Origin of the sequence: Imhoffiella purpurea (assembly GCF_000585215.1) — a bacterium.
Taxonomy (GTDB): Bacteria; Pseudomonadota; Gammaproteobacteria; order Chromatiales; family Chromatiaceae; genus Imhoffiella; species Imhoffiella purpurea.
This window is the reverse complement of the sequence record NZ_AONC01000052.1, coordinates 1-22,908: the sequence shown is the minus strand read 5'-3', so window position 1 is coordinate 22,908 and position 22,908 is coordinate 1. Positions and strand designations below refer to the sequence as shown.

At 63.7% G+C, this 22,908-nt stretch carries 24 protein-coding genes and 1 tRNA gene; 24 read left to right on the top strand and 1 reads right to left on the bottom strand.

What is annotated here, in order from left to right; genetic code table 11:
- Positions 1 to 123: 123 nt before the first annotated feature.
- The 19 genes from D779_RS15940 to D779_RS15850 all read left to right on the top strand — a co-directional run bounded on the left by D779_RS15940 (position 124) and on the right by D779_RS15850 (position 16,272).
- Positions 124 to 2,040 carry a methyl-accepting chemotaxis protein gene (locus tag D779_RS15940; RefSeq protein WP_043755975.1) on the top strand — a complete coding sequence of 639 codons (1,917 nt, stop codon included), beginning with the start codon at positions 124 to 126 and terminating at the stop codon, positions 2,038 to 2,040.
- A gap of 29 nt (positions 2,041 to 2,069) precedes the next feature.
- A complete protein-coding gene (locus tag D779_RS15935) occupies positions 2,070 to 3,647 on the top strand; it encodes a chemotaxis protein CheW (protein WP_043755974.1) in 1,578 nt (525 codons plus the stop codon).
- A gap of 27 nt (positions 3,648 to 3,674) precedes the next feature.
- Positions 3,675 to 4,757 (top strand): chemotaxis-specific protein-glutamate methyltransferase CheB, encoded by a 1,083-nt coding sequence (gene cheB, locus D779_RS15930; RefSeq protein ID WP_043755973.1) that lies wholly within the window; start codon positions 3,675 to 3,677, stop codon positions 4,755 to 4,757.
- Between the two features lie 80 nt (positions 4,758 to 4,837).
- Complete coding sequence (locus D779_RS15925; RefSeq protein WP_157726431.1) at positions 4,838 to 5,062, top strand: hypothetical protein; 225 nt, start codon at positions 4,838 to 4,840, stop codon at positions 5,060 to 5,062.
- A 61-nt stretch (positions 5,063 to 5,123) separates the two neighbouring features.
- A complete protein-coding gene (locus D779_RS15920) occupies positions 5,124 to 5,747 on the top strand; it encodes a HEAT repeat domain-containing protein (protein ID WP_043755969.1) in 624 nt (207 codons plus the stop codon).
- 7 nt (positions 5,748 to 5,754) lie between these two features.
- Complete coding sequence (locus tag D779_RS15915) at positions 5,755 to 6,603, top strand: CheR family methyltransferase (protein WP_043755968.1); 849 nt, start codon at positions 5,755 to 5,757, stop codon at positions 6,601 to 6,603.
- Positions 6,600 to 6,989, top strand: coding sequence for a response regulator (locus D779_RS15910; RefSeq protein ID WP_043756054.1), 390 nt, complete (start codon positions 6,600 to 6,602; stop codon positions 6,987 to 6,989). The genes D779_RS15915 and D779_RS15910 overlap by 4 nt, the downstream gene beginning before the upstream one ends.
- Positions 6,986 to 9,439 (top strand): chemotaxis protein CheA, encoded by a 2,454-nt coding sequence (locus tag D779_RS15905; protein WP_043755966.1) that lies wholly within the window; start codon positions 6,986 to 6,988, stop codon positions 9,437 to 9,439. The genes D779_RS15910 and D779_RS15905 overlap by 4 nt, the downstream gene beginning before the upstream one ends.
- The gene (locus tag D779_RS15900; protein ID WP_043755964.1) at positions 9,439 to 9,675 is read left to right on the top strand and encodes a hypothetical protein; all 237 of its coding nucleotides are present in this window, start codon (positions 9,439 to 9,441) and stop codon (positions 9,673 to 9,675) included. Before D779_RS15905 ends, D779_RS15900 begins: the two co-directional genes overlap by 1 nt.
- A 10-nt stretch (positions 9,676 to 9,685) precedes the next feature.
- Positions 9,686 to 10,060, top strand: coding sequence for a response regulator (locus tag D779_RS15895; protein ID WP_043755962.1), 375 nt, complete (start codon positions 9,686 to 9,688; stop codon positions 10,058 to 10,060).
- Positions 10,061 to 10,071: 11 nt separating this feature from the next.
- Positions 10,072 to 11,331: a methyl-accepting chemotaxis protein gene (locus D779_RS15890; RefSeq protein WP_043755960.1), complete on the top strand. Its 1,260-nt coding sequence runs from the start codon at positions 10,072 to 10,074 to the stop codon at positions 11,329 to 11,331.
- A 150-nt stretch (positions 11,332 to 11,481) separates the two neighbouring features.
- Positions 11,482 to 12,339 (top strand): STAS domain-containing protein, encoded by an 858-nt coding sequence (locus D779_RS15885; protein WP_043755959.1) that lies wholly within the window; start codon positions 11,482 to 11,484, stop codon positions 12,337 to 12,339.
- Positions 12,336 to 12,728 carry an STAS domain-containing protein gene (locus D779_RS15880; protein ID WP_043755957.1) on the top strand — a complete coding sequence of 131 codons (393 nt, stop codon included), beginning with the start codon at positions 12,336 to 12,338 and terminating at the stop codon, positions 12,726 to 12,728. Before D779_RS15885 ends, D779_RS15880 begins: the two co-directional genes overlap by 4 nt.
- Entirely contained in the window at positions 12,721 to 13,131 is a 411-nt protein-coding gene (locus tag D779_RS15875; RefSeq protein WP_043755955.1) for an anti-sigma regulatory factor, read from the top strand. Before D779_RS15880 ends, D779_RS15875 begins: the two co-directional genes overlap by 8 nt.
- A 31-nt stretch (positions 13,132 to 13,162) precedes the next feature.
- Positions 13,163 to 13,645: an anti-sigma regulatory factor gene (locus tag D779_RS15870; protein ID WP_232424216.1), complete on the top strand. Its 483-nt coding sequence runs from the start codon at positions 13,163 to 13,165 to the stop codon at positions 13,643 to 13,645.
- Positions 13,636 to 14,250: a SpoIIE family protein phosphatase gene (locus tag D779_RS15865; RefSeq protein WP_043755949.1), complete on the top strand. Its 615-nt coding sequence runs from the start codon at positions 13,636 to 13,638 to the stop codon at positions 14,248 to 14,250. Before D779_RS15870 ends, D779_RS15865 begins: the two co-directional genes overlap by 10 nt.
- A complete protein-coding gene (locus D779_RS15860) occupies positions 14,243 to 15,349 on the top strand; it encodes a sensor histidine kinase (protein ID WP_043755947.1) in 1,107 nt (368 codons plus the stop codon). The genes D779_RS15865 and D779_RS15860 overlap by 8 nt, the downstream gene beginning before the upstream one ends.
- Complete coding sequence (locus D779_RS15855) at positions 15,346 to 15,735, top strand: response regulator (protein WP_043755946.1); 390 nt, start codon at positions 15,346 to 15,348, stop codon at positions 15,733 to 15,735. Before D779_RS15860 ends, D779_RS15855 begins: the two co-directional genes overlap by 4 nt.
- Before the next feature lie 183 nt (positions 15,736 to 15,918).
- Entirely contained in the window at positions 15,919 to 16,272 is a 354-nt protein-coding gene (locus D779_RS15850) for a PilZ domain-containing protein (protein ID WP_043755944.1), read from the top strand.
- A 227-nt stretch (positions 16,273 to 16,499) separates the two neighbouring features.
- Here D779_RS15850 and D779_RS15845 read toward each other — a convergent pair whose 3' ends face one another.
- Positions 16,500 to 16,850, bottom strand: a complete 351-nt coding sequence (locus D779_RS15845; RefSeq protein WP_043755942.1) for a DUF2782 domain-containing protein — start codon at positions 16,848 to 16,850, stop codon at positions 16,500 to 16,502.
- 146 nt (positions 16,851 to 16,996) lie between these two features.
- Between D779_RS15845 and D779_RS15840 the strand changes: the two genes are divergently transcribed.
- The 5 genes from D779_RS15840 to D779_RS22945 all read left to right on the top strand — a co-directional run.
- Complete coding sequence (locus D779_RS15840; protein WP_043755941.1) at positions 16,997 to 19,003, top strand: UvrD-helicase domain-containing protein; 2,007 nt, start codon at positions 16,997 to 16,999, stop codon at positions 19,001 to 19,003.
- A gap of 93 nt (positions 19,004 to 19,096) precedes the next feature.
- A tRNA-Arg gene (locus tag D779_RS15835) sits at positions 19,097 to 19,173 on the top strand.
- Between the two features lie 88 nt (positions 19,174 to 19,261).
- Complete coding sequence (locus tag D779_RS15830; protein ID WP_043756051.1) at positions 19,262 to 20,239, top strand: site-specific integrase; 978 nt, start codon at positions 19,262 to 19,264, stop codon at positions 20,237 to 20,239.
- A gap of 1,011 nt (positions 20,240 to 21,250) precedes the next feature.
- The gene (locus tag D779_RS22355; RefSeq protein WP_157726430.1) at positions 21,251 to 22,060 is read left to right on the top strand and encodes a hypothetical protein; all 810 of its coding nucleotides are present in this window, start codon (positions 21,251 to 21,253) and stop codon (positions 22,058 to 22,060) included.
- 249 nt (positions 22,061 to 22,309) lie between these two features.
- Positions 22,310 to 22,908 (top strand): hypothetical protein (locus D779_RS22945; RefSeq protein ID WP_232424215.1); only part of this gene is annotated, 599 nt, incomplete at its 3' end.

Sequence of the window (22,908 nt, the reverse complement as noted above, 5' to 3'; positions counted from 1 at the left end):
AGGCTCACAATGGATCCGAGCCAAGGGTCGGATCATTGGTCCAGTATGGACGGCGGCCCCCAGCATGCCGCGATACCAGCCCCCGACCGGGCATTCCTCCACCCTATAGCGCAGGACATCGCCATGGCACTCGTCAAGAAACCCTCCACCTCCACCTCGGGCACGACCGCTGAGGTGCGCTCGAATGCCGCGGCGGCGCGCGAGGCCGAGGCGCAGCGCAAGCGGGCGCGCACGCTGGCGAAGCAGCAGCAGGCTGCGGAGCGGGTGGCCTCGGCGACCGCCCAGCTCTCGTCGGGGATCAACGAGGCCGCCTCGGCGGCGGAGGAGCTCAAACGCGCCGCCGATCAGATCGCGACCGGTGCGGAGGAGGCGTCCGGAGCGGCACAGGAGTCGTTGGCCGCCTTCAAGCTGGTCGGCAGCGCGCTCGACCGCCAGCTCGAAAGCGCCAAGCTCGCCCAGTCCAAGGTGGAGGCATCGCAGGGGCTGATCGCCAAGGTCAGCGGCGACGTGGAGGGGATGATCACCAATGTCGGCGTGGCGGCGCAGCGCCAGGCCGACTCGGTCAAGATGGTGGCGGAGCTGGAGCAGCAGGCGGCCAACATCGGCGACATCGTCAAGGCGGTCGCGCGCATCGCCGACCAGACCAATCTGCTGGCGCTGAACGCGGCGATCGAGGCGGCGCGCGCCGGCAAGCACGGCAAGGGATTCGCGGTGGTGGCGGACGAGGTCCGCACCCTCGCCGAGACCTCCGAGAAGAGCGCCAAGCAGATCCAGGATCTGGTCGGCCAGATCCAGACCGAGGTCAAGACCATCTCGGACGGCATCAACGACTCGGCGACCAAGGTCCAGACCGAGGTCGAGAACGGCAGGACCATCAATGTCCAGCTGGAGCAGATCCGGGTCGACGCCATCGAGGTGACGTCCGGCATCCAGGAGATCGCGGGCGGCGCCCAGCAGTCCAACACGGCCGCAGGCCAGGCGCTCAAGGGTACAGAGGAGATCGCCGCCGCCGCCGAGGAGCAGTCCGCCGCGGCCGAGGAGTCGGCCAAGACGGTGGCCGAGCAGACCCAGGCCCTGGCCGAGTGCGAGCAGGCCGCGCAGAACCTCTCCGAGCTGGCCGAGGACCTCAAGAATTCGACCGACATCGCCAAGAGCGCCGAGGAGGTGGCCTCGGCGGCCGAGGAGCTCTCCTCCGCCGTGCAGGAGATCAACCGCTCGTCCACGCAGGTGATGGCGGCCATCGAGCAGATCCGCAAGAGCGCCCAGGTTCAGGCGTCCTCCACCGAGGAGTCGGCGGCGGCCATCTCGCAGATCGAGAAGGGGCTGGAGATCGCCCTGCAGCGGGCGCAACTCTCGAAGGAGAAGGTGGCCGCGATCAGCGATCTGATGACGACCAACAAGACGAGCGTCGACGGGCTTATCCGGGGGGTCTCGGACTCCGTCGACTCCTCGCGCTCCAGCCTCAAGCAGATCAAGGACCTGGAGCTGGTCTCGCGGCGCATCGACAAGATCGTCGACGCCATCACCACCGTCTCCATCCAGACCAACATGCTGGCCGTCAACGGCTCGATCGAGGCGGCGCGCGCCGGCGAGTTCGGCAAGGGCTTCGTGGTGGTGGCGACCGACATCCGCAACCTGGCCCACGACTCGGCCGAGAACGCCGACCGCATCAAGGATCTGGTGAAGGCGGTCCAGGACCAGATCGGCGTGGTCTGGCGCGATCTCGAGGAGATCATCTCCGCCGCCATCACCGAGGCCGAGAAGGCCAAGTCGATCACCAGCGGTCTGGAGACCATCGAGAGCGATATCGGCGACGTGGGCAAGAGCACCGCCGATATCGAGGCGGCGGCCGGCGAGATCGCCTCCGCCATCGCCCAGGTCAAGACCGGGGTCGATCAGATCGCCTCCGCCGCGCAGGAGGCGGAACAGGCCTCGAACGAGGCCGCCACGGCGGCGAAGCAGCAGTCTCAGGGCGCCGAGGAACTGGCGGCGGCGATCGAGGAGATCGCCTCGCTCGCCGACGAACTGCAGAGCGCCTGAGACCCATCGCCCTTGCGCGGGAGACACTCATGACCAATACAGAGGTCGAAGCCTCGCGGCCGACGAACGCGGTCGGCGTCGAGGATGCCGTGACGGAGCAGGACAGCGATATCCGTCAGTTCGTGATCTTCGTCTGCGGCAGCGAGGTGTTCGCGGTCGACATGGCGCCGGTCCAGGAGATCATCCGGGTGCCGGAGGTGGTGCGGGTGCCGCTGGCGCCGCCGACCCTCGAAGGACTGGCCAATCTGCGCGGCAAGGTGCTGCCCATCATCAGCCTGCGCCGTCTGTTCGGCTTCGACGAACGCGAGGACGACGACGCCACCCGGGCGCTGGTGATCGACCTCGGCCAGCCGCTCGGCTTCGTCGTCGACCGCGTCAGCAGCGTGATCGGGGTCGAGCCGTCGCGCATCGAGGCGGTCGACGCCCTCAAGGCGACGGTCAAGAGCGATCTGCTGTCGGGTATGCTCAAGGACGTCGGCGGTTTTCCGATGGTGATGGTGCTCGACTTCGAGCGTCTGATCGACACCGAGTTCGCCGCCATCGCCACCCTGGCGCGCCCCAGCGCGGCCGCCCTGTCGGGGATCGACGCCCAGGAGGACGACGACGAGGACGAGTCCAGCGACGAGCTGCAGCTGGTCAGCTTCGAGGTCGCCGAGCAGGAATACGCCATCCCCATCGAGAGCGTCCAGGAGATCGTCCAGTTCCCGGATCAGGTGGTCCAGGTCCCGCGCGCCGAGATGCACGTGCTGGGGCTCATGACGCTGCGCAACCGTCTGCTGCCGCTGGTGTCGCTGCGCTGTCTCTTCGGCCTGCCGGCGCGCGACGCCGACGAGCGCAGCCGCATCCTGGTGGTGCAGCTGGGCGAGATCGCCGTGGGTCTGGCGATGGACTGCGTCAACGAGGTGCTGCGGGTGCCCAAGTCGGCGGTCGAGGCCATGCCCAAGCTGCTGGCGCGCCACGGCGATCTCTCGGACATCGGCGAGATCTGCCAGCTCGACGAGGGACGCCGCCTGGTGTCGATCCTCTCGACCGACAATCTCTTTCGCGATTCATCCATACGGGAGGCGCTGACGAGCGTGGAGGACATGCAGGAGAAACTGGGACTGGACGAGGAATTGACGGGCGACGAGGAAGACGACGACGAGGAGCAGCTGGTGGTGTTCCGGCTCGACAAGGAGGAGTTCGGGGTGCCGATCGAGAGCGTCCAGGAGATCGTGCGCGTCCCCGAGGAGCTGACCCGGGTGCCCAAGGCGCCGAGCTTCGTCGAGGGCGTCATCAACCTGCGCGGCTCGGTCCTTCCGGTGGTCGATCAGCGCCGCCGGCTCGGCCTCCCGCCGGTCGAGCACAACGACCGCCAGCGCATCATGGTGTTCCTGCTCGACGGGGTGCGCACCGGGTTCATCGTCGACTCGGTGGCCGAGGTGCTCAAGATCCCGCGCAGCACCATCGAACCGGCGCCGCAGCTCTCGCCCGAACAGGCGGAGCTGATCGCCCGGGTCGCCAACCTGGAGCGGCACGGCCGCATGATCCAGCTCATCGATCCGTCGCGTCTCATCGCCAAGGATCAGCGCAAGGACCTGGAATCGCTGGGCAAGGTTCTGCCCTGATCGCCGGCCGTCCGAACGGGAGGAACCTTGATCAAGCTGCTGATCGTCGACGATTCGGCCCTGATGCGCCGCCAGCTCAACGCCATCTTCCAGGCCGAGGGCGATTTCGAGATCCGCCTCGCGCGCAACGGACGCGAGGCGGTGGAGGAGAACGCCGACTTCGAGCCGGACGTCATCACGCTCGACATCAACATGCCGGAGATGGACGGACTCACCGCCCTGTCGCTGCTGATGGCGGAGCGTCCCGTCCCGGTGGTGATGGTGTCCTCGCTCACCGAGAAGGGGGCCTTGGCGACCCTGGAGGCGCTCAATCTGGGCGCCGTGGACTATATCCCCAAGCCGGACGGCACCATCTCCCTGACGATGGTGCAGATCGAGTCCGAGGTCATCGCCAAGGTGCGCGCGGCGGCACGCGCCCGGATCCGCACGGCACGCGGACTGGCAACGCGTATCCGCAGCGACGCACCAAGCCGAGCGGCTCGGCCCCAGCGCCCGGAACGGGACGAGAAGCCCATCCGCCGCTCCGGCACGCGCGGCGACGGACTGGTGCTCATCGGTGTCTCGACCGGCGGACCGCGCACCCTGGAGGATATCCTGCCCAGACTGGCGGCGGATTTCCCCTGGCCGGTGCTGGTGGCCCAGCACATGCCGACCAGCTTCACCCGGCCCTTCGCGGAGCGCATGGACACCCTCTGCCGGCTCTCGGTGTCGGAGGTCAGCCGCCCGACCCCGCTCGAACCGGGCAACATCTACATCGGCCGGGGCGGCGCTGACATGCTGATCGCGCGGCGCGGCGGCCGGCTGACGGCGCTGATACGCCCCGAGGATCCGAGCCATCTCTGGCATCCCTCGGTCGAACTGCTGGGACGTTCGGCCATCGAGCACTGCGACCCGGCCAATGTCATCGCCGTGATGCTCACCGGGATGGGTCACGACGGCGCCGCGGCCTTCACCGAGTTGAAGCGTCTGGGCGCGCGCACCATCGCGGAGTCCGAGGAGACCGCCGTCGTCTTCGGCATGCCCGCGGAACTCATCCAGCGCGGCGGGGCGAGCCTCGTCATGCCGGCCGAGCGGATCGCGGATCAGATCCAGATCTGGGCCGAGCGATGAGGGCGGCATCCGCGACCGCATCCGACCCCCGACACCCAGTACCGGAGCGGCTCTTCCGCTCCAGCATGTGGAGCAGCGCCATGTCCAAGAAAGATCCCTCGACCCACCTCGAAGCCGACAGCTGGTGGCTGATCGCGCGCGCCCGTCTCGAGAAGACCGAGCGCGGATCTCCCGATCAGGCCCCTGCTGGGCCGCGCGGTGCCGCATCGCTGTGGCGCGCGCGCCGGCCGGCGGGAAGCGGCCCGGCATCGGCCGGACGCGATCGCGTCCGGCAGGGCCGGTACGAGCCGCCATGCGGGGGCTGAGCCCGATCGCCGAGAAGGACGGCCAGCCGGCCGCAACCGAGCACCGCAGGAGATCGCGCGCATGGGACTGAAAAAACCACAGCAGACATCCGCCAGCAGCAGCGACGAGCGCCGCCAGTCCAGGGATCTGCCGGGCCTGCTGGCCGCCCTGGGCGACCCCGACCCCATGGCGCGACGCTGGGCTGCGCGCGACCTGGCCGAGCACGCGGATGCCTCCGGGGGATTGGTTGAGCGTCTGCGCGTCGAGACCGAGCCGAGCGTCACCCAGGTGATCCTGACCAGTCTGACGCGCCTGGGCGACGAGATCGCGGTCGCCGGACTGACCGACTGTCTGCGCAGCGAGGACGCCATGCTGCGCAACGCCGCCATCGAGGCGATGAAGCAGCTCCCCGACGAGGTCGCCCCCCTGATGGGCCAATTGCTGGAGGATCCGGATCCGGACGTGCGCATCTTCGCCGTCGACGTGCTGGAGTCGCTGCGCCATCCGCGCGTCGAGGACTGGCTGATCCGGGTCATCACAGAGGACGCGCATGTCAACGTCTGCGCCACGGCGGTCGATCTGCTCGGCGAGGTCGGATCCGAGCGCGCTACGCTGGCGCTGAAGGACCTGAAGTCGCGCTTCGCGGACGAGCCCTACATCCAATTCGCCGCCGATCTGGCCCTCAAGCGCATCGGCGGGGACTGATCCCGACATGACGGCCCAGACATCGATCAGCGAAGAGGATTTCCGGACCTTCCGGGAGTTCTTCTATCGCAAGACCGGAATCCTCTTCGAGAACAGCAAGCGCTATTTCGTCGACAAGCGCCTGCTGGACCGCATGCAGGCGACCGGCCAAGAAAGCTTCCGCAGCTACTTCACCACGATGCGCTTCCAGGCATCGGGCGAGGAGCTGCAGACGCTCATCAACGCCATGACGGTCAACGAGACCTATTTCTTCCGCGAGGAATACCAGTTCCGCTGTCTGGTCGATTCCATGCTGGAGGAACTGGTCGCGCGGCGCGGTGACGAGGCATCGCCGATCCGCATCTGGTCGGTCCCCTCCGCCTCGGGCGAGGAGCCCTACGGCATCGCCATCTATCTGCTCGAACACTGGCCGCGCATCGCCGAGCTGGACGTGGAGATCATCTCCTCCGACATCGACACCGACACGCTCGCCCAGGCGCGGCGCGGATATTACGGCCAGCGCTCGCTGCAGCAGGTCCCCCTCAGCCTGCGCAACAAGTATTTCCATCGCGACGGCGATCAGTATCGAATCGACGACTCGCTGCGCGAGGCCGTGGAATTCACCCGGGTAAACATCATCGACACGGCCGAGATGCGCCGATACCGGAACTTCGACCTCATCTTCTGCCGCAACCTACTGATCTATTTCGACGACCTGTCGCGCAAGCAGGCTGCGGAGTCTTTCTATGACGCACTCAATCCGGGCGGCTTCGTCTGTCTCGGCCATTCCGAGTCCATGAGCCGTATCTCCTCGCTGTTCCGGGTACGCAAGTTCCCCGAGGCCATCGTCTATCAGAAACCATGGGAGGCGCGATGAAACGGATCCTCGTGATCGACGATGCCGCGACGGTCCGGCTCTATCATCGCGGCATCCTGGAATCGGCCGGCTTCGAGGTGACCGAGGCGGTCAACGGCATCGAGGCACTGGAGCGCGTGGCCGAGGCCCCCTTCGACCTCTATCTGGTCGACGTCAACATGCCCAAGCTGGACGGCTACGGCTTTCTGCGCGAGCTGCGCGCCAAGGACCTGCCCCAGGCGCCGGCCATCATGGTCTCCACCGAGGCGGGAGCCAACGATCAGAAACTGGCCTATCTGACCGGCGCCAATCTCTATCTGGTCAAGCCGGTCCGGCCTGGGCGGCTACTGTCGCACGTCCATACCCTGCTCGGCATGACGCCCTCCAGCGAGGGGCGGACATCATGAATCCATTGCTCGACCAATTCCTCTCCGAAGGACGCGATTTCCTCCAATCCATCGGCGAGCGTCTGCTGCAGCTGGAGGAGGCTCCGGGCGATAGCGCGCTCATGAATGAGCTGTTCCGCCTGGTCCACACCCTCAAGGGCAACAGCGGGCTCTTCGATCTCCCCGAGATGACCCGGGTGCTGCACGCCGCCGAGGACCTGATGGACGCGGTGCGCGACGGCCGCATCCCCTTCGACCGTCCGCTGGCGGACTGCCTGCTGGAGGCGATGGACTTCGTCGCGACCCTGATCGACGAGATCGCCGAGGCCCCGGGCGACGCCCCGCCGAGCACCGCCCATCACGCGAGCGACGCGCTCAGGCTCGGCGAGACGCTGCGGTCCCTGCTGCAGGATCGGGCGCGGAGCGCGGACGGAGCGGATCCGGCCGAGGAGGAACCGCCCGCACCGCCCGAACGGCCGGAGGCCGGGGCGTCCGACGCACGTCCTTCCGCACTGGACCCGATCGACCTGCCCGAGCCGCTGCGCGCGGATCTGATCCGCCGTCTCGAGGCCGGCGGATCGTTCTGCTGGCTGCGCTACGAACCCGAGGAGGAATGTTTCTTCAAGGGCGAGGATCCGGTCCACCAGATGCTTCAGCTGGGCGACCCGTTGTGGTGCCGGCTGGAGTCGCGCGAGGATTGGCCACCACTCGCCGAACTCGACGCCTATCGCTGCCTGCTGCGCTTCGAGGCCATTCTCGACACCACGCCCGAACGGCTCGCCGAGCATTTCCGCTACGTACCGGATCAGGTCCGGTTCGAGCCCTTGTCGCAGGAAATCCTGACCGCCGCGACCGCAGCAGAAGGCGGACCGGCCTCGACGAGCGACCGCGCCTTCAGCGCCGAGGCGGAATGGTCGTTCGACCTGGTGCTGGAGGCGCAGCGCGAGATCCTGGCGCTGAGCGATACGCCTCCCTGGCTGGACGGCCGGCTGCGCGCGGTCGCCGCGAGCCTGTCCGCCGCCTTCGCCAGCGTCGGCCGGGAATCCGAGATCGAGGGGCTGGAACCGGCGCTGCAGGCGGCCATCGAGACGCGCTCTCCGACCCCGCTGTTCGCGTGGCTCGCCGCTCGGCATCCGCAGCCCCATGCCGGGCGCGCCACCGCCCCGGATGACGACACCGGCGGCGGCTCGGACCGGATTGCAGCCGCTCCCGCCCCGGGAGAGCCCACCAGCATCAGCAGCAGCGATCCCGAGGAGTCGATCCGCTTCGGCCGGCGGGCCGAGGACCAGCTGACCAGCCCGCGCACGCTCAAGGTCGATCAGGTCAAGATCGACCGGCTCATGAATCTGATCGGCGAGATGGTGGTCGCCAAGAACGCCCTGCCCTATCTGGCCGGCCGCGCCGAGGAGGTGTTCGGGGTGCGCGAACTGGCGCGCGAGATCAAGGCGCAGTACGGGGTCATCAACCGGATCGCCGAGGAGATGCAGGACGCCATCATGCAGGTGCGCATGATGCCGGTCTCCTTCGTGTTCCAGCGCTTCCCGCGCCTGGTGCGCGACATCGCCCACAAGCTCGGCAAGGAGGTGCGGCTGGTGATGGAGGGCGAGTCGACCGAGGCCGACAAGAACATCATCGAGGCCCTGGCCGACCCTCTGGTGCATATCGTGCGCAACAGCCTGGACCATGGATTGGAGACGCCCGAGGCGCGTCAGGCGGCGGGCAAGCCGAGGGAGGGGCGTCTGAGCATCCTGGCGCGCCAGGAATCCGATCGAGTGCTGATCGAGATCGCCGACGACGGGAGCGGCATCGATCCGGACCGGATCCGGCGCAAGGCCTACGAGCGCGGCCTGATCGACGAGGCCGAACTGGAACGGCTGACCGACCAGGAGGCGATCAATCTGGTGTTCGCTGCGGGATTCTCGACCGCCGAGCAGGTCTCCGACCTCTCGGGACGCGGTGTCGGCATGGACGTGGTCCGCAACGCCATCGCCCGCGTCAACGGCAGCATCGATCTGCGCAGTCAGGTCGGCCGGGGCACCACGCTGAGACTCTCGCTGCCGCTTTCGATGGCCGTGACCAATGTCATGATCGTCGAGTCCGCAGGACAGCGCTTCGGCGTGCCCATGGACGCGGTGGCCGAGACGGTGCGGGTGGCGCGAAGCGACATCCGCACCATCAAGCGCCGCCGGACCACCATGCTGCGCGGGCGTCTGATTCCATTGCTGGCGCTCAACGATCTGCTGGCGCTCGACGCGGAGCAGATCGCCAACGACGACGACGAGCTCGCCGTGCTGGTGGTGCGGGTCGATCAGGAATATCTGGGGATCGTCGTCGACGACTGCCGCGAGACGATCGACATCATCCTCAAGCCGCTCGCCGGCTTCCTCGGCGGACTCACGGGCTATGCCGGCTCGGCACTGCTGGGAGACGGCTCGGTGCTCCTGGTGTTCAACCCGAGGGAGCTGATCTGATGGCGCTCGAATTCAAAAAGACCACGGCGGTCGCCCGCGACCTGCTCGGCGTCGAGGATGCCGAGACCCTGCTCGAATGGCTGATCAAGCATCCGCGCGGACGGGTGAATCTCTCCGCCTGCACCCATCTACATGCCTCGAACCTGCAGGTGCTGATGGCGGCCAGACCCAAGATTTCGGCCTGGCCGAAGGACCGCGCGCTCGCCGATTGGCTGAGAGCGGCATTGACCCAATGAGGACGTATCCATGTCGAAACTGATACTGGTCGTCGACGATTCGGCGACCATGGTGATGAGTCTCAAAGCCAGCCTAGAAATGGCCGGATTCAAGGTGGAAACCGCCGGCGACGGCGTTCAGGCCATGACCAAGCTCAAGGGCGGCGTCAAGCCGGACCTGATCCTGACCGACATCAACATGCCGAACATGGGCGGTATCGATTTCATCCGCAACGCCCGCGCCCTGCCCGGCCTGCGCTTCACCCCCATCCTGGCGCTCACGACGGAGAGCCAGCAGGCCAAGCGCGACGAGGCCAAGAAGCTCGGGGCGACCGGCTGGCTGGTCAAGCCGGTGGGCGGATCGGACCTGATCAAGGTCATCAGGCAAGTGCTGCCAGGCACCTGAGCCCGAGCGCCATGGCCATTCGCACACAACGGCCGGAGGTCATCACTGCGAGCCTGGCACAGGCGCGGGGGCTCAGACGCACCATGGCGCTGCTGACCCTGGTCGGCACCCTCGTGCTCTCGGCGCTCGTGTATGAGACCCATGACTGGATCGAAGTCGAGGCCAGGGCGCTGGGCGCGAATCCGGCCCTGATCCACGCGCTCCTGGTCGGTGGCGCGCTGCTCGTGACGAATCTCGTCGCCGGGCTGGTGTTCTTCCACCTCAACGTCCAAACCACGGGCTCCATCGGTCTCGCGTGCGATACCTTCGCCAACGCACTCGACCAGGCCGAGACCCTACAGGAGGCCAATGCCGAGGCGGTGAAACTGATGGGCACTCAGGATCTTGCGCTCGGGGAGCGGATCGCCGACGCGGTCTCCGAAACGGAGTCGTCCACCCTCACCGTCATCGAACGCACGACCCAGCTCAACCAAGCGGCGACGCACCTGCTCGACTACCTGAACAACTCGACACTCAGCGCCGAGAACATGGAGAGCGACATCGAGCAGCGCGTGGACGACATCGGCCAGATCGCGGCCTTCGTCCAGGATCTGCCCTCACGCATTCAGACCGACATCGCCGCCATCCAGTCGGTGCTCGACGACATCCACCAGCTCGAGGGGCTGGCGACCTCGATCAAGCAGATCGGCAAGCAGACCAATCTGCTGGCGCTGAACGCGGCGATCGAGGCCGCGCGCGCCGGCGAGGCCGGGCGCGGCTTCGCCGTGGTCGCGGGCGAGGTTCGGGCGCTCGCCGACCATTCGGCCAAGGCGGCCGACACCATCGAGGCCGGACTCAACCGGGCGCTCGACGCGGTGAAACACAACCTGCAGCTCTCGCTGCTCGACGGCTCGAGCGAGCAGCTCGAACAGGCGACCGACGCGGTCGAATCGATTCAGCGCCTCAGGGACAACTACGAGGACATGCGTCAGTTCTACAAGACGCTATTCTCGGTGGTGACGCACCACAACACCGGACTGGCCAACCAGATCGCGGACATCCTGGGACTGCTGCAATACCAGGACGTCGTCGGCCAGCGCCTGGGGCGGGTACGTTCGGCGCTGGAGCAGCGCGCCGATCTGATCTCGGCCGAGGAGGCAACGGGAACGGCGCTCCCAGGCGCTCTCCAGGAGGCGTTCGAGCGCTATCTGCTGGACGAGTCCAATCATGCCCGGCTGGCGGATGACACCCAGACGGAGGGCTCGGACGCCCCGCGGATCGAGCTTTTCTGAGCCGCGGCCCCGAGGGACAGGATCCCGGCATGTGCGGCCTGGAAACGCATCAGGACGCGAGAGAAGGTCTAGAATGGCACAGCGGGACCCGGCAGGCTCCAAACCCGCACGTCCAACCCGGAGCATTCAGTTAGGGAGCGAATCCGAAAGATGGCGACCCCATTGATAAAACTGCTGCACGAGCACCGTGAAGAGCTGCTCGACGCCTGGCTGCATCATGCTCAGTCCATCTGGTCTGGCAATGGCAATTACGAGAGCCTGCCTCAAGAATCCCGCCTGAGGCTTCGCTCGATCTTCGACGACATCGCCACGCTGATCGCGCAGACCACACCCGACGACGACTTCGAGCTGAATCCCGAGGGGGCGCTGGCGAACCACCTCCATCAGTTCGTCACCGAACAGGCCCGCATCGGCAGCGGGGCGAACAAGACGATCGGGCTGATGCTCTCTCTCAAGCATCTGCTCTCCACACGGCTGTTCGATCGGTCGGAGGCGGACGCGGTAGCGGACCTCATGTGGCTGGAGCGGATCTTCGACAGCTTGACCCAGCTGACCTTCACCGCCTTCGTCGATGTCCGCGAGCATCTCATCACCCAGCAGAGCCTGTCTCTGCTGGAACTCTCCACGCCGGTGCTGCGGCTGTGGAGCCGTATCTTGTTGCTACCGCTGGTCGGCGTCATCGATACGATTCGGGCCCGCCAGATCACCGAACGGCTATTGGAGGCCATCGCCCGTCACGAGGCGCGGGTCACCATTCTCGATCTCACCGGCGTTCCCGTGATCGATACCAGCGTCGCCCAGCACCTGATGAAGACGATCGATGCGGCCCGGCTGCTCGGCACCCAGGTCGTCATGACCGGCATCAGTCCCGAGGGCGCCCAGACGCTCACCAAGCTGGGGATCCGGTTCGGCGACGTCCTCTGCCGCGCGACGCTGCGCGCGGGCATCGCCGAGGCCCTGCTGCTGACCGGCCAGCGGATCTCGCCCGTCGAGGAGCGGCGGTCATGAGGATCCCGGTCCTGAGTCTGGGACGCATCCTCCTGGTCTCCATCCAGGAGGACCTCACCGACAGCGACGCCATGCAGTTCCAGTCCGATCTGGTCGAGCGCGTGGCCGAGACCGAGGCGCTGGGGGTCGCGATCGACATCACCGCCTTGGACGTGGTCGACTCCTACATGGCGAGGGTCATCAACGACACCGCCTACATGGTGCGTCTATTGGGCGCGGAGGCCGTCATCTGCGGGGTGCAGCCCTTCGTCGCAATGACACTGATCGAGATGGGACGCGACCTGCTCGGCGCGGATTGCGCCTTCAATCTCGAACAAGGGCTGGAGATCCTCAAGGGCCGCATCGCCAAACGCGGCGACACCCGCTTCGACGAGGACGAGGATGCCTGAATCCTTCGCCGGCACCAAGATTCCCGTCATGTCCGCGGCGGACATCGTGACCGCGCGCCGCGTCGCCCGGGATCTCTGCGAACGGCTCGGCTTGGGCAAGGCGGATCAGACGCGACTGGCCACCGCCGTCTCCGAGCTGGCACGCAACGTCATTCAGTATGCCTGCGAGGGTGTCTGTCTCATCGAGGACAGATCGGACAGCCACACCCGACGCATCCGGGTCCAGGTCGAGGATCGCGGTCCTGGCATCCCCGACATCCCGCTCGCCATGACCGACGGCTACAGCACCAGCGGGGGACTCGGCGCCGGACTGCCGGGTACGCGACGGCTGGTCGACGAATTCCAGATCGAATCCGAGCCGGGCCATACGCGAATCACCATCATTCTGCGCAAGCCATTGTGAACGCAGTCAGGCAACGAGACCGAACCGCGACATGATGCAGCATCAAAACGTCCCCCAACCCATGCCCCCCGAGCGGCCAGCCGATCCGATTCCCTCGTGGCCACCATCGGTCGCCTCGGTATGCGTCCGGGTCGAGACCGAACCGGACATCGCCGCCGCGTGCCGCGAGATACGCTGGCTGGCCGAACGTATGGGCTTCGCCCGCAGCCCGGCCTATTACCTGGCGACGGCGGCGAGCGAGCTGGCGACCAATCTGTTGATCCACGCCGGCGGCGGATGGCTGCGCGCCGCCTCCGTTGCCGGACGCCATCCGAATGAGCCGCCAGGTATCGAACTGGTGGCGGAAGACGCGGGGCCGGGGATCGCCGATCTGGCGCTGGCACTCACGGAGGGCTACAGCACGGCGGGCGGTCTGGGCTGCGGTCTTCCAGGCGTCGAACGCCTGATGGACGTCTTCGCCATGGATTCGCGGCCCGGACATGGAACCCGGGTCAGGGCGATCAAATGGCCCTGAATCCACCGAGCCCCCCACCCGATCGCGCGGAGGTTTCGGTCGGCCAGGCGGTCCGCCCGCTCCCGGGCGAGCGTCTGTGCGGCGATCAGTCGGGCTGGTGGACGCGTCCGGAGCGGCTGCGAATGGCCTTGGCCGACGGCCTGGGACACGGTCCGGAGGCCCATGCGGCCGCCGTCACGCTCATCGAGCGGCTGGCGGTGATGCGGCCGGCGGACCTGACCGAGCTGTTCGCCGACTGCGACCGAGCGCTGATCGGGTCGCGCGGGGCCGCACTGGCTGTGGTCGACGTCCTGTTCGAGGAGAACGCCCTGCTGCATGCCGCCGTGGGCAATGTGCGTACGCTGCTGATCGGGCAGGGACAGATCAGACGCCTGGCCGGCGCGCGCGGAATCGTCGGCGGCGGCTTCTCCGGGCTGCGCCCGGAACGTCTCCCACTGTCTCCGGGAGACTGGCTGGTCATGTTTTCCGATGGAATCCCGGAAGACGCGGACATCCGCCCTTCCCTGATCGCGTCGCGGCCGTCCGACGCACTGGCCGGGCGTCTACTGGAGCGCTGGGCCAGCGACCGGGACGACGCGGGAATTCTGCTCTACCGCCATGAATGACACCCGTACGCCGAAATCGCCGCCGGACCTCATCCGGCGCTATGCCGAGCTGCTCCAGGGCGCGGTCTTCGCCGAGGATCCGCTGGCGGCGGAGACGGCACTGGCCGACGCGGCAGACCTCGGACGCCGTCTGGTCGCCAACGAGATTCCGCTCGAGGAGGTCGGGGAGCTGCATCACGAGGCTCTGGTCCGTCTGGCCCACGCCCATCCGGACCTGCCGCTGGGCCAGATCGCGGACCTCATCACGGCACCGCTGATGGAGGCTCATATGGCCTACAGCCTCGCCTTCCGCGAGCAGCTGGAGCGCCGCGCCGAGGCGATCGTGAACGCCCGCCTGGAACAATCGCGCCGCCTGGAGGCGATCGGCACCCTCGCGGCCGGCATCGCGCACGATTTCAACAATATCCTCGGCGCCATCCTGGGGTTCAGCGAGCTGCTGGGCGACGAGCTGCCCGCCGAGTCGGAGGGACATGGATATCTGAACCATATCCAGCAGGCAAGCTTCCGCGCCAAGGACCTGATCGCGGGCATGCTGACCTTCGCGCGCGAGGTCGAGGACGATCCGATCCCGATCGATGCGGTTCCCCTCGTCCAAGAGACGCTGAAGCTCTTGCGGGTCTCGCTTGCGGCGGACATTCGGCTCGACTTCGCGCCGGCGGCGCGAGAGGCATGGATCCTGGCCGAACCGAGCCAGATCCAGCAGATCGTGATGAATCTCTGCATCAACGCGGCCGATGCCGTCGACGCCCACAGGGGACGGATCCAGGTGGACGTCCGGCTCATCAAGCCGGAGGACTCGCTCCCCATGGTCAGACTGACGGTCGAGGACGACGGCGAGGGAATGAGCGAGGAGGTCAGGGAGCGCGTCTTCGATCCCTTCTTCACCACCAAGGCCCCAGGCAAGGGAAGCGGACTGGGGCTGTCGGTCGTTCACGGACTGGTCGCCAAATTACGGGGAAGGATCGTGATCGCGAGCGCGCCGGGCCGCGGTACCTGCTTCACCATCGATCTGCCGCAGACCCAGCGCGAGGGCACGCCCCTCTCCGAACCCCATTCCATCCGGGAGACACCCCCCAAGCAACGGGACACATTCGAATGATCAAGGTTCTGATCGTGGACGACGACGAGATCTTCCGGGCGATGCTCCTGGCCATGATGCGTCGCGAGGGCTATGAGGTGAGCGCCGTCGACAACGGACGCGAGGCACTGCAGAGGGTGGAGCAGGACCCGCCGGATCTCGTCATCACGGACATCCTGATGCCCGAGATCGACGGGATCGAACTCATCATGGAACTGGCGAAGCTGGACGCCCGGATTCCGATCATCGCCGTCTCGGGCGGACGCCGCACCATCAGCCTGGAGTTCAACCTGGAATCCGCCAAACTGCTGGGCGTTCGGGCCACGCTCCCCAAGCCCTTCACCCGCGAGTCGTTGCGCAAGGCGATCGCCGAGGCGCTGGACCAGGACCAGAAGGACACGCCCTAGCGCCGGGTTCGCGCTCGCCGCCTCCCGCCAGGCACCGAGCGTCACCGACTCCCTCGTTCTCCGGGCGGACGCGAACCTTCACATATCGGTCATAAGGGTTGCATCGAGCGGTCAAGATCGGTGCCTAAGATTGAGTCGATACCGATCGAGATCATTGCAACCCCGATGAGGAGTGACCCCATCATGACGACCGAGCATCGCTACGGCATCCGACACCCGGGCGAAATCCAGGTACAGATCCAATACCGCAAGCGGCGCTTCTTCAGCGCCCAGGGACGCGACATCTCCGAAAGAGGGATGTATCTGGGGGTCCGCAACCTGACCCTGCCGAAGGGAACCATGGTCACGCTAGAGTTCCACGAAGGAGGGCGGGACTGGCTGATCCCCGCGGTCGTGTCGCATCAGGATGCGTCCGGCATCGGCGTCCAGTTCCGCGACCCGCAGCCCGATCTGGAGCAGCTCTCGAGGCTGACGGATATGCCGGGCAGGCTCATGGCCCATGGCGCTCCCTATGCAGGACAACCGACCCTCGCCTGATCCACGAACTCGGCAGACGGAAACCATCGCAGCCAGCTAGAGATCCGACGCTCCACCCGACTCCTCTTACCGACATGGACAGGGCTCTTGCGCCCACCGCAGGATGCATGGCGCCCCCCGACCAGGCGCAAGCCGCCGCCCCCTATCACCCTATCCCCATCGGCACTCGACCGCAGTAGTCCGCATCCGGCACTGCTGCAAGGCCGAGACGCCTTGGGGCAGCCGGATCAATCCCACTGAAACAGAATCCATTGGGGCACGGCCGTATTGCGTGACGAGCGATCCTCGGCATCGATTTTTCCGTCCCCATTGAGATCGTAGAGATAATAGGGAGGACCGATCTGCGGCTGCACCCTCACCATGTAGAGCACACCGCGCACCCGGTATTCGTAGATCAGCTCATCCCCGGATTCCTTGATGGTGATGTCCGGCTCGACGGGCTCGCCGGTCAGCGGCGAAGGCTCGACCGTCGGCGCCTGCAGGAAACCGCTCTCGGCGGGCGGCGCCCCCTCTTCTTGAGCATGGAGGGTCCCGAACGCGACCGACAGGACCAGAATGGATAGGATTCGGCTGAACACAGAGTCACCATTGCGTGGCGAAGAACAGACTCGAATGGTATTACGAACGCCGCCCGATTGCTCGCCGAGCATGGCGGCCTGGACTCGGGCATAATCGGGGATCCGCTCGGATGCGTCCCGTCAACCCCACCCATGTCTCTCCCCGAATGTCCGGACTCAATCCCCGACAGCTCGAAGCCGTTCGCCATACCGACGGACCTCTCCTGGTCCTGGCGGGGGCCGGCTCGGGCAAGACCCGCGTCATCACCCAGAAGATCGCCCATCTGATCGGCAGCAAGGGGCTGTCGCCGCGCCACATCTGCGCCGTCACCTTCACCAACAAGGCGGCACGGGAGATGCGCGAGCGCGTGAGTCAGCAGCTCAAGGACGTCAAGACGCGCGGACTGACCATCTCGACCTTCCATACCCTGGGGCTGAACATCCTCAGACGCGAGCCCGAGCGGGCGGGGCTGCGCCAGGGCTTTTCGCTGCTGGACGCCCAGGATTCGGAGTCGCTGATCAAGGAGCACCTGAGTCACGCCCGGGATGCCGATGCCATCAGCCCGCCGGCGGTTCAGCACCGGATCTCGCGCTGGAAGAACGACCTGGTCGATCCGGGTCAGGCAGAGGCCCTGGCCGAGGACGACTTCGAGGCGCGACTCGCCGCGCTCTATGCGGACTACGAACGCAGCCTGCGCGCCTATAACGCGGTCGATTTCGACGACCTCATCCTGATCCCCGCGCGGCTGTTCCGGACCCAACCCGATCTGCTGCGGTCCTGGCGCGAGCGTATCCGCTATCTGCTGGTCGACGAGTACCAGGACACCAACAGCGCCCAGTACGAACTGGTCCGCCAGCTCGCCGGTCCCGAGGGCGCCTTCACCGTGGTCGGGGACGACGACCAGTCCATCTACGCCTGGCGCGGGGCGCGCCCGGAAAATCTGGCCCGGCTCAAGGAGGACTATCCCGAACTCAAGGTCATCATGCTGGAGCAGAACTATCGCTCCAGCGCGCGTATCCTGGGGCTGGCCAACGCACTGATCGCCCACAACCCACACGTCTTCGAGAAGCGGCTCTGGAGCGACCACGGGCCGGGCGACAAGCCGCGCGTCATCCAGTGCAAGGACGAGACGCACGAAGCCGAGACGGTCGCCTCCGAGATCCTCCATCTCAAGTATGCCGAGGACAGGTCGTTCGGCGACATGGCCATCCTCTACCGGGGCAACCACCAGGCCCGTCAGTTCGAGAAGGCCCTGCGCGAGCACAGCATCCCCTACTTCCTGAGCGGCGGAACCTCCTTCTTCGCCCGCACCGAGATCAAGGACGTCATGGCCTATCTGCGGCTGCTGGCGAACCCGGAGGACGACGCGGCCTTTCTGCGCATCGTCAACACGCCGCGCCGCGAGATCGGCCCGACCACGCTCGAACGTCTGGCCGAATATGCCCGCGCCAACGAGACGAGCCTGCTCGAGACCTGCAGGGCACAGGGTCTGAGCGAGCATCTCGGGGCGCGTCAGCGCGAGCGGCTGGGCGCCTTTCTCCAATTGATCGACTCGCATCGCCGGGGTCTGGAATCGGATCCGTCCGTCGGTCTGCGCGCACTGGTCGACAGCATCGGCTATGCCGGGTGGCTGCGCGAGAACGCCTCGAGCCAGGCCGTCGCCGACCGCCGCTTCGAGAACGTCACCGATCTCATCGGCTGGCTCGGCAAGCTCCACAAGGGCGACTTCCAGGACAAGAGTCTGGCCGACATGGTCGGGCACCTGACCCTGATGGACGTGCTGGAGCGTCAGGACGAGGAATCGGGCGGCGACCGGGTGCATCTCATGACACTGCACGCGGCCAAGGGACTGGAATTCCCGCATGTCTTCCTGGTCGGCATGGAGGAAGAGCTGCTGCCGCACCGCACCAGTATCGAGGAGGACGGCATCGAGGAGGAGCGCCGCCTGGCCTACGTAGGAATCACCCGGGCGCGCCAAGCGCTCGCATTCACCCTGACCAAGCGCCGCAAACGCTATGGCGAATGGATACCGAGCGCGCCCAGCCGCTTCCTGAACGAACTCCCGCGCGAGGATCTGGACTGGGGCGATGAGCGTCCCGAATCCCCGGAAGACCGCAAGGCCCGAGGCTTGAGCCATCTGCACATGATGAAGGGATTGCTGAACAGCCGCTGAGTGCGAAAGAAATGGCCATGGACTAGACTGCTGGGGTAGAATTAAAAACTTACCTTTGACGGACGTGGGCTCAACCGCGATAATTCGTCCAAGGCGCCCGTAGCTCAGCTGGATAGAGTACTGCCCTCCGAAGGCAGGGGTCACAGGTTCGAATCCTGTCGGGCGCGCCAATTAAGAATAGTCCAATCAAAGACTTAGGCAATCCAGCCTGTAACGGTCAATCTCCAATGGCACACTCCTGGCACATTGGAGGTTATCGTGGCGACCATTCGCAAGCGTGGCGATCGATACCACGTTCAAATCCGCAAGAAAGGTCACCCCCCCCTCACAAAATCTTTCGCCAAAAAGTCGGATGCTTTGACTTGGGCGAAAACCGTTGAATCGAGGATAGAGCGAGGGGTGTTTCTCGACACATCCCAAGCACAACAGCACACCCTTTCTGAAGTTCTCGAACGCTACCAGACGGAAATTCTCCCCCGACTCTCCAGCACGGCTCTGACGTCTGATCCCTACCGTCTCGCAACGCTGAACCAACATCTCGGTAAGTTATCCCTTGCGAGCCTCTCCCCCTCCCAAATTTCCAGATATCGAGACATCAGATTAGAACTGGTCAGCCCAGGATCTGTTTCGAAAGAACTGGGATTGCTCAGTCGCGTGCTCAGTGCTGCCATAAAGTGCTGGGGGATCAACCTTCCTCACGGGAACCCTATCACTCACATCAAGATGCCAGTGAGTCCTCCAGGCAGGGATCGAAGAATCTCCGAGGAAGAGGAACAGAGCATTCTGCAAGCCCTCGAACATAACCCGCGAATGAAAGCTCTCGTCATATTTGCCATCGAAACAGGCATGAGACGCGGGGAAATTTGCAACATGCAATGGGGTCATATCAACTGGGCGTCTCGGATCCTGCACATTCCGAAGACCAAGACCGACACCCCTAGGACGATTCCATTGTCCCAGAAAGCCCTGGAAGCCCTCAACGCTCTTCCCCGCCAGGATGAAGGGTTAGTATGGGGTGGACAACCTCATAGCATCTCACAGGCTTTCAGAAGAGCATGCAAGAGAGTCGGAATCGAGGATCTTCACCTCCACGATCTCAGGCACGAGGCGACATCAAGGTTCTTCGAGAAGGGATTCAACACGATGGAGGTTAGTTCAATCACCGGACACAAGGATCTCCGGATGCTGAAACGCTACACACACATCCGCGCCGAGACCCTCGTTCACCGCTTATAAGGATGCAGATCACAGGGACGTGCTCACTCTTACCCTTACTCTCACTCTCGATATATCTTTTCAATCATATACTTAATGGCTTGAAAGGGTATATCCATTGCCGCTTGAATTCCCCTCCTGAAGAAGATCCAAGATCAGCTTTCATTGGTACGGATCGATTCCAAGTCCAGGCACCCTTGGTCTAATCTGTCCCTCTAGATTCGACTCTATGGGTATCTAAGAGCGTTTGGACCTTCCCTCTCCCTTCCCTTCTTGCACTCCAACAAAGCCGCCCAAGGCAATATACTCACAACGGGCAATGGGGTGTTCTCTGACTCCAGGATCATGCTCTAGATCAATGCATTGAGCGATAACAACACAAATCGGCAACGCTGAATGCAAAATCACAAAGGCGCATCAGGCGATGTCATCGGGGATGGACTGTTTTTTGCTTTAGCAACGGGCTATGCGCAACCCTCTTTTGGGCTTTTAAAGCGATCGTTGAAAGAGCTTAATCGTGTGTGCCTGCCTCATTGGCTCGACACCCGGACAAGCCGAAAATGGCGACTTCACCCTGTCCCACCCATTAAGGTAAGCGTTTGGCTACTATGCCCTCTGCTGACTTCTGTCCCATCACGCCGAGCGTTGCCACCCGACGCGCTGCCCGAGTCACGGTAGGGTCCGGTGGTGATTCCGGCGCTTTCGCGTCGGCCCTCAGTCCGGCTCCCCTGGCGACCACAGCACCCGTAGGGTTCGATGGCAATTCCAACCCTTTCGGACTGGGCCTCAGTTCGACTCCCATAGCCACACGGACCGCTCGCAAGACAGATCTCCCCGGATAAGGACATGAACTTTCTCTGCACAACCTCGCCATTTACCGTACCGTACCCACGTCGGATCACCGGGCTTCGCTATCTGCCTGGCGTACCACAAAAAATTACAGCCGAGCCGCGTATGCCTTGCCGTTTTTTTATATGCTTCAGCGTGGCGGCCGGCTGAAATTTGGCTTTATGTGAGTAAAAGGAACGAGGAATGGCAATATTAGGAAAAGCACAAGGGGCATTTAGCCTTTCAAACAGCGATTCTTCTGTTGGCTCCTTCCTGTCAAAAGAAGATATAAAAAAAATTCTTGGGGTAAATGATGCCGACCTAGATGTCTTGAAATTCAGAGATGTTGATGGCGTTGAGGCAGTCGATGAAAAAAAAGTACAAAAAGCGTGGTATAGCGGCCAAATAACCAATGCCCCTCCAGTAGAGTCTTCGAGCCTTGATGAACTCTTATTGCTGTCCATTATTCATAAAGCATTACCTGGATGCGATATTGAAAGACAGGTAAAAGTTAAAAGATTTAAAATGGATCTTAAAATCACTTATCAAGGCAAGAGCCTGTTTATTGAATTTGATGGTCCATCACATTTTGCAATATCGCGGTACGGCCCACCAAAACATGAACCATTCAGAAAAAAGAAAATAGTAGAAGAAGAAACAGGTCTTGAAGTGGTTAATTGGGCTTATTGGATTCAGAGATGCGAGTTAAATGTAAAAGCATTATTTGATAAAAACATCAAAGGCTATGGTGTTCTGTGGAGCACTAATGTCCATTTCGGTGATTTCTACTTTGATAATGCAGCAGAAATCATAGAAGCTATCAACAATAGATTTAATGCTGACCATAATGGTTATGGATACTTCTATGGCCCAAGCACTCTAGGCCGAAAAAATCCAGAACATCCAATAATTGAAGAAATAATCGCTGGCAAAGAGCCTATTGAAAGAATTTTACCAAAAGGGCTTGCGGACAAAAAACGATGGTTACCAGCAAAACTGCAGAATATCACATAACAATCACAAGCACTCGGACGTCAAAAAGCGCCTAAAGCCGAGCCCGTACTGTGCCGTCGAGTTTGGCGTGTTGTGTTCGGCGTCATCATGGGCGCAGCACGCCCCGGCTTAGGAGGTGTCCAACAACAAGTTCCCGACTCTCACCTGCCGGGTGCCTGTAAATCGGGAAACAGTTGATGGACGCTTACTTAGGCTTCACGTTAGGCCACATAGTAGAAACCGTGAGGGGTGATTATGTCGGAAGTATGCTTGTTCGAGAGCGAAATGGATTTGCCGCTTGACACGCCCCTATATCGGTACATGCCTATTGAGAGTTTTCTGTATTTTCTGCAATTCAAAAGAATAAGGCTTTCAAGAATAACAGAATGGCCAGACTCTTACGAAGGAACGCGATTTGATTTCTTGAAAAGGTTGAAGGATGACGAATTTTCCAATATCTCCAAGGATAGCTTTCATGCAAGCTGTTGGACTTTACAGACTGAAGAACGCTCTATTTATGGGAGCCGGGAAGATCACTTCAATGACGCGCAGGAGGAGCTTGCCAGGAATGGTTCAGCCGCAATGTGGGATAGTTACTGCCAAGCCGGCGGGGTGAGGATAAAGACCACTCTTGGAAAACTTGATTCTTTGCTTAGCAAGCGTCTACCAAATTGGAGAGTTTTCCGAGGGAAAGTCTATTACGAGGCATCGAAAACATGGGACAAGACTCTGAATGCACCTTCTTTGGTAGCCACGTTGCTTCAAAAACGAGTTCCCTTGTATCCGTTCGGTTCCCCCCTGCTCTCACGCCGCAGCAGGTGGCGGCAGAACGGGAGCCGGTCGCCCCTGACGACGCTCGCGCATAACCT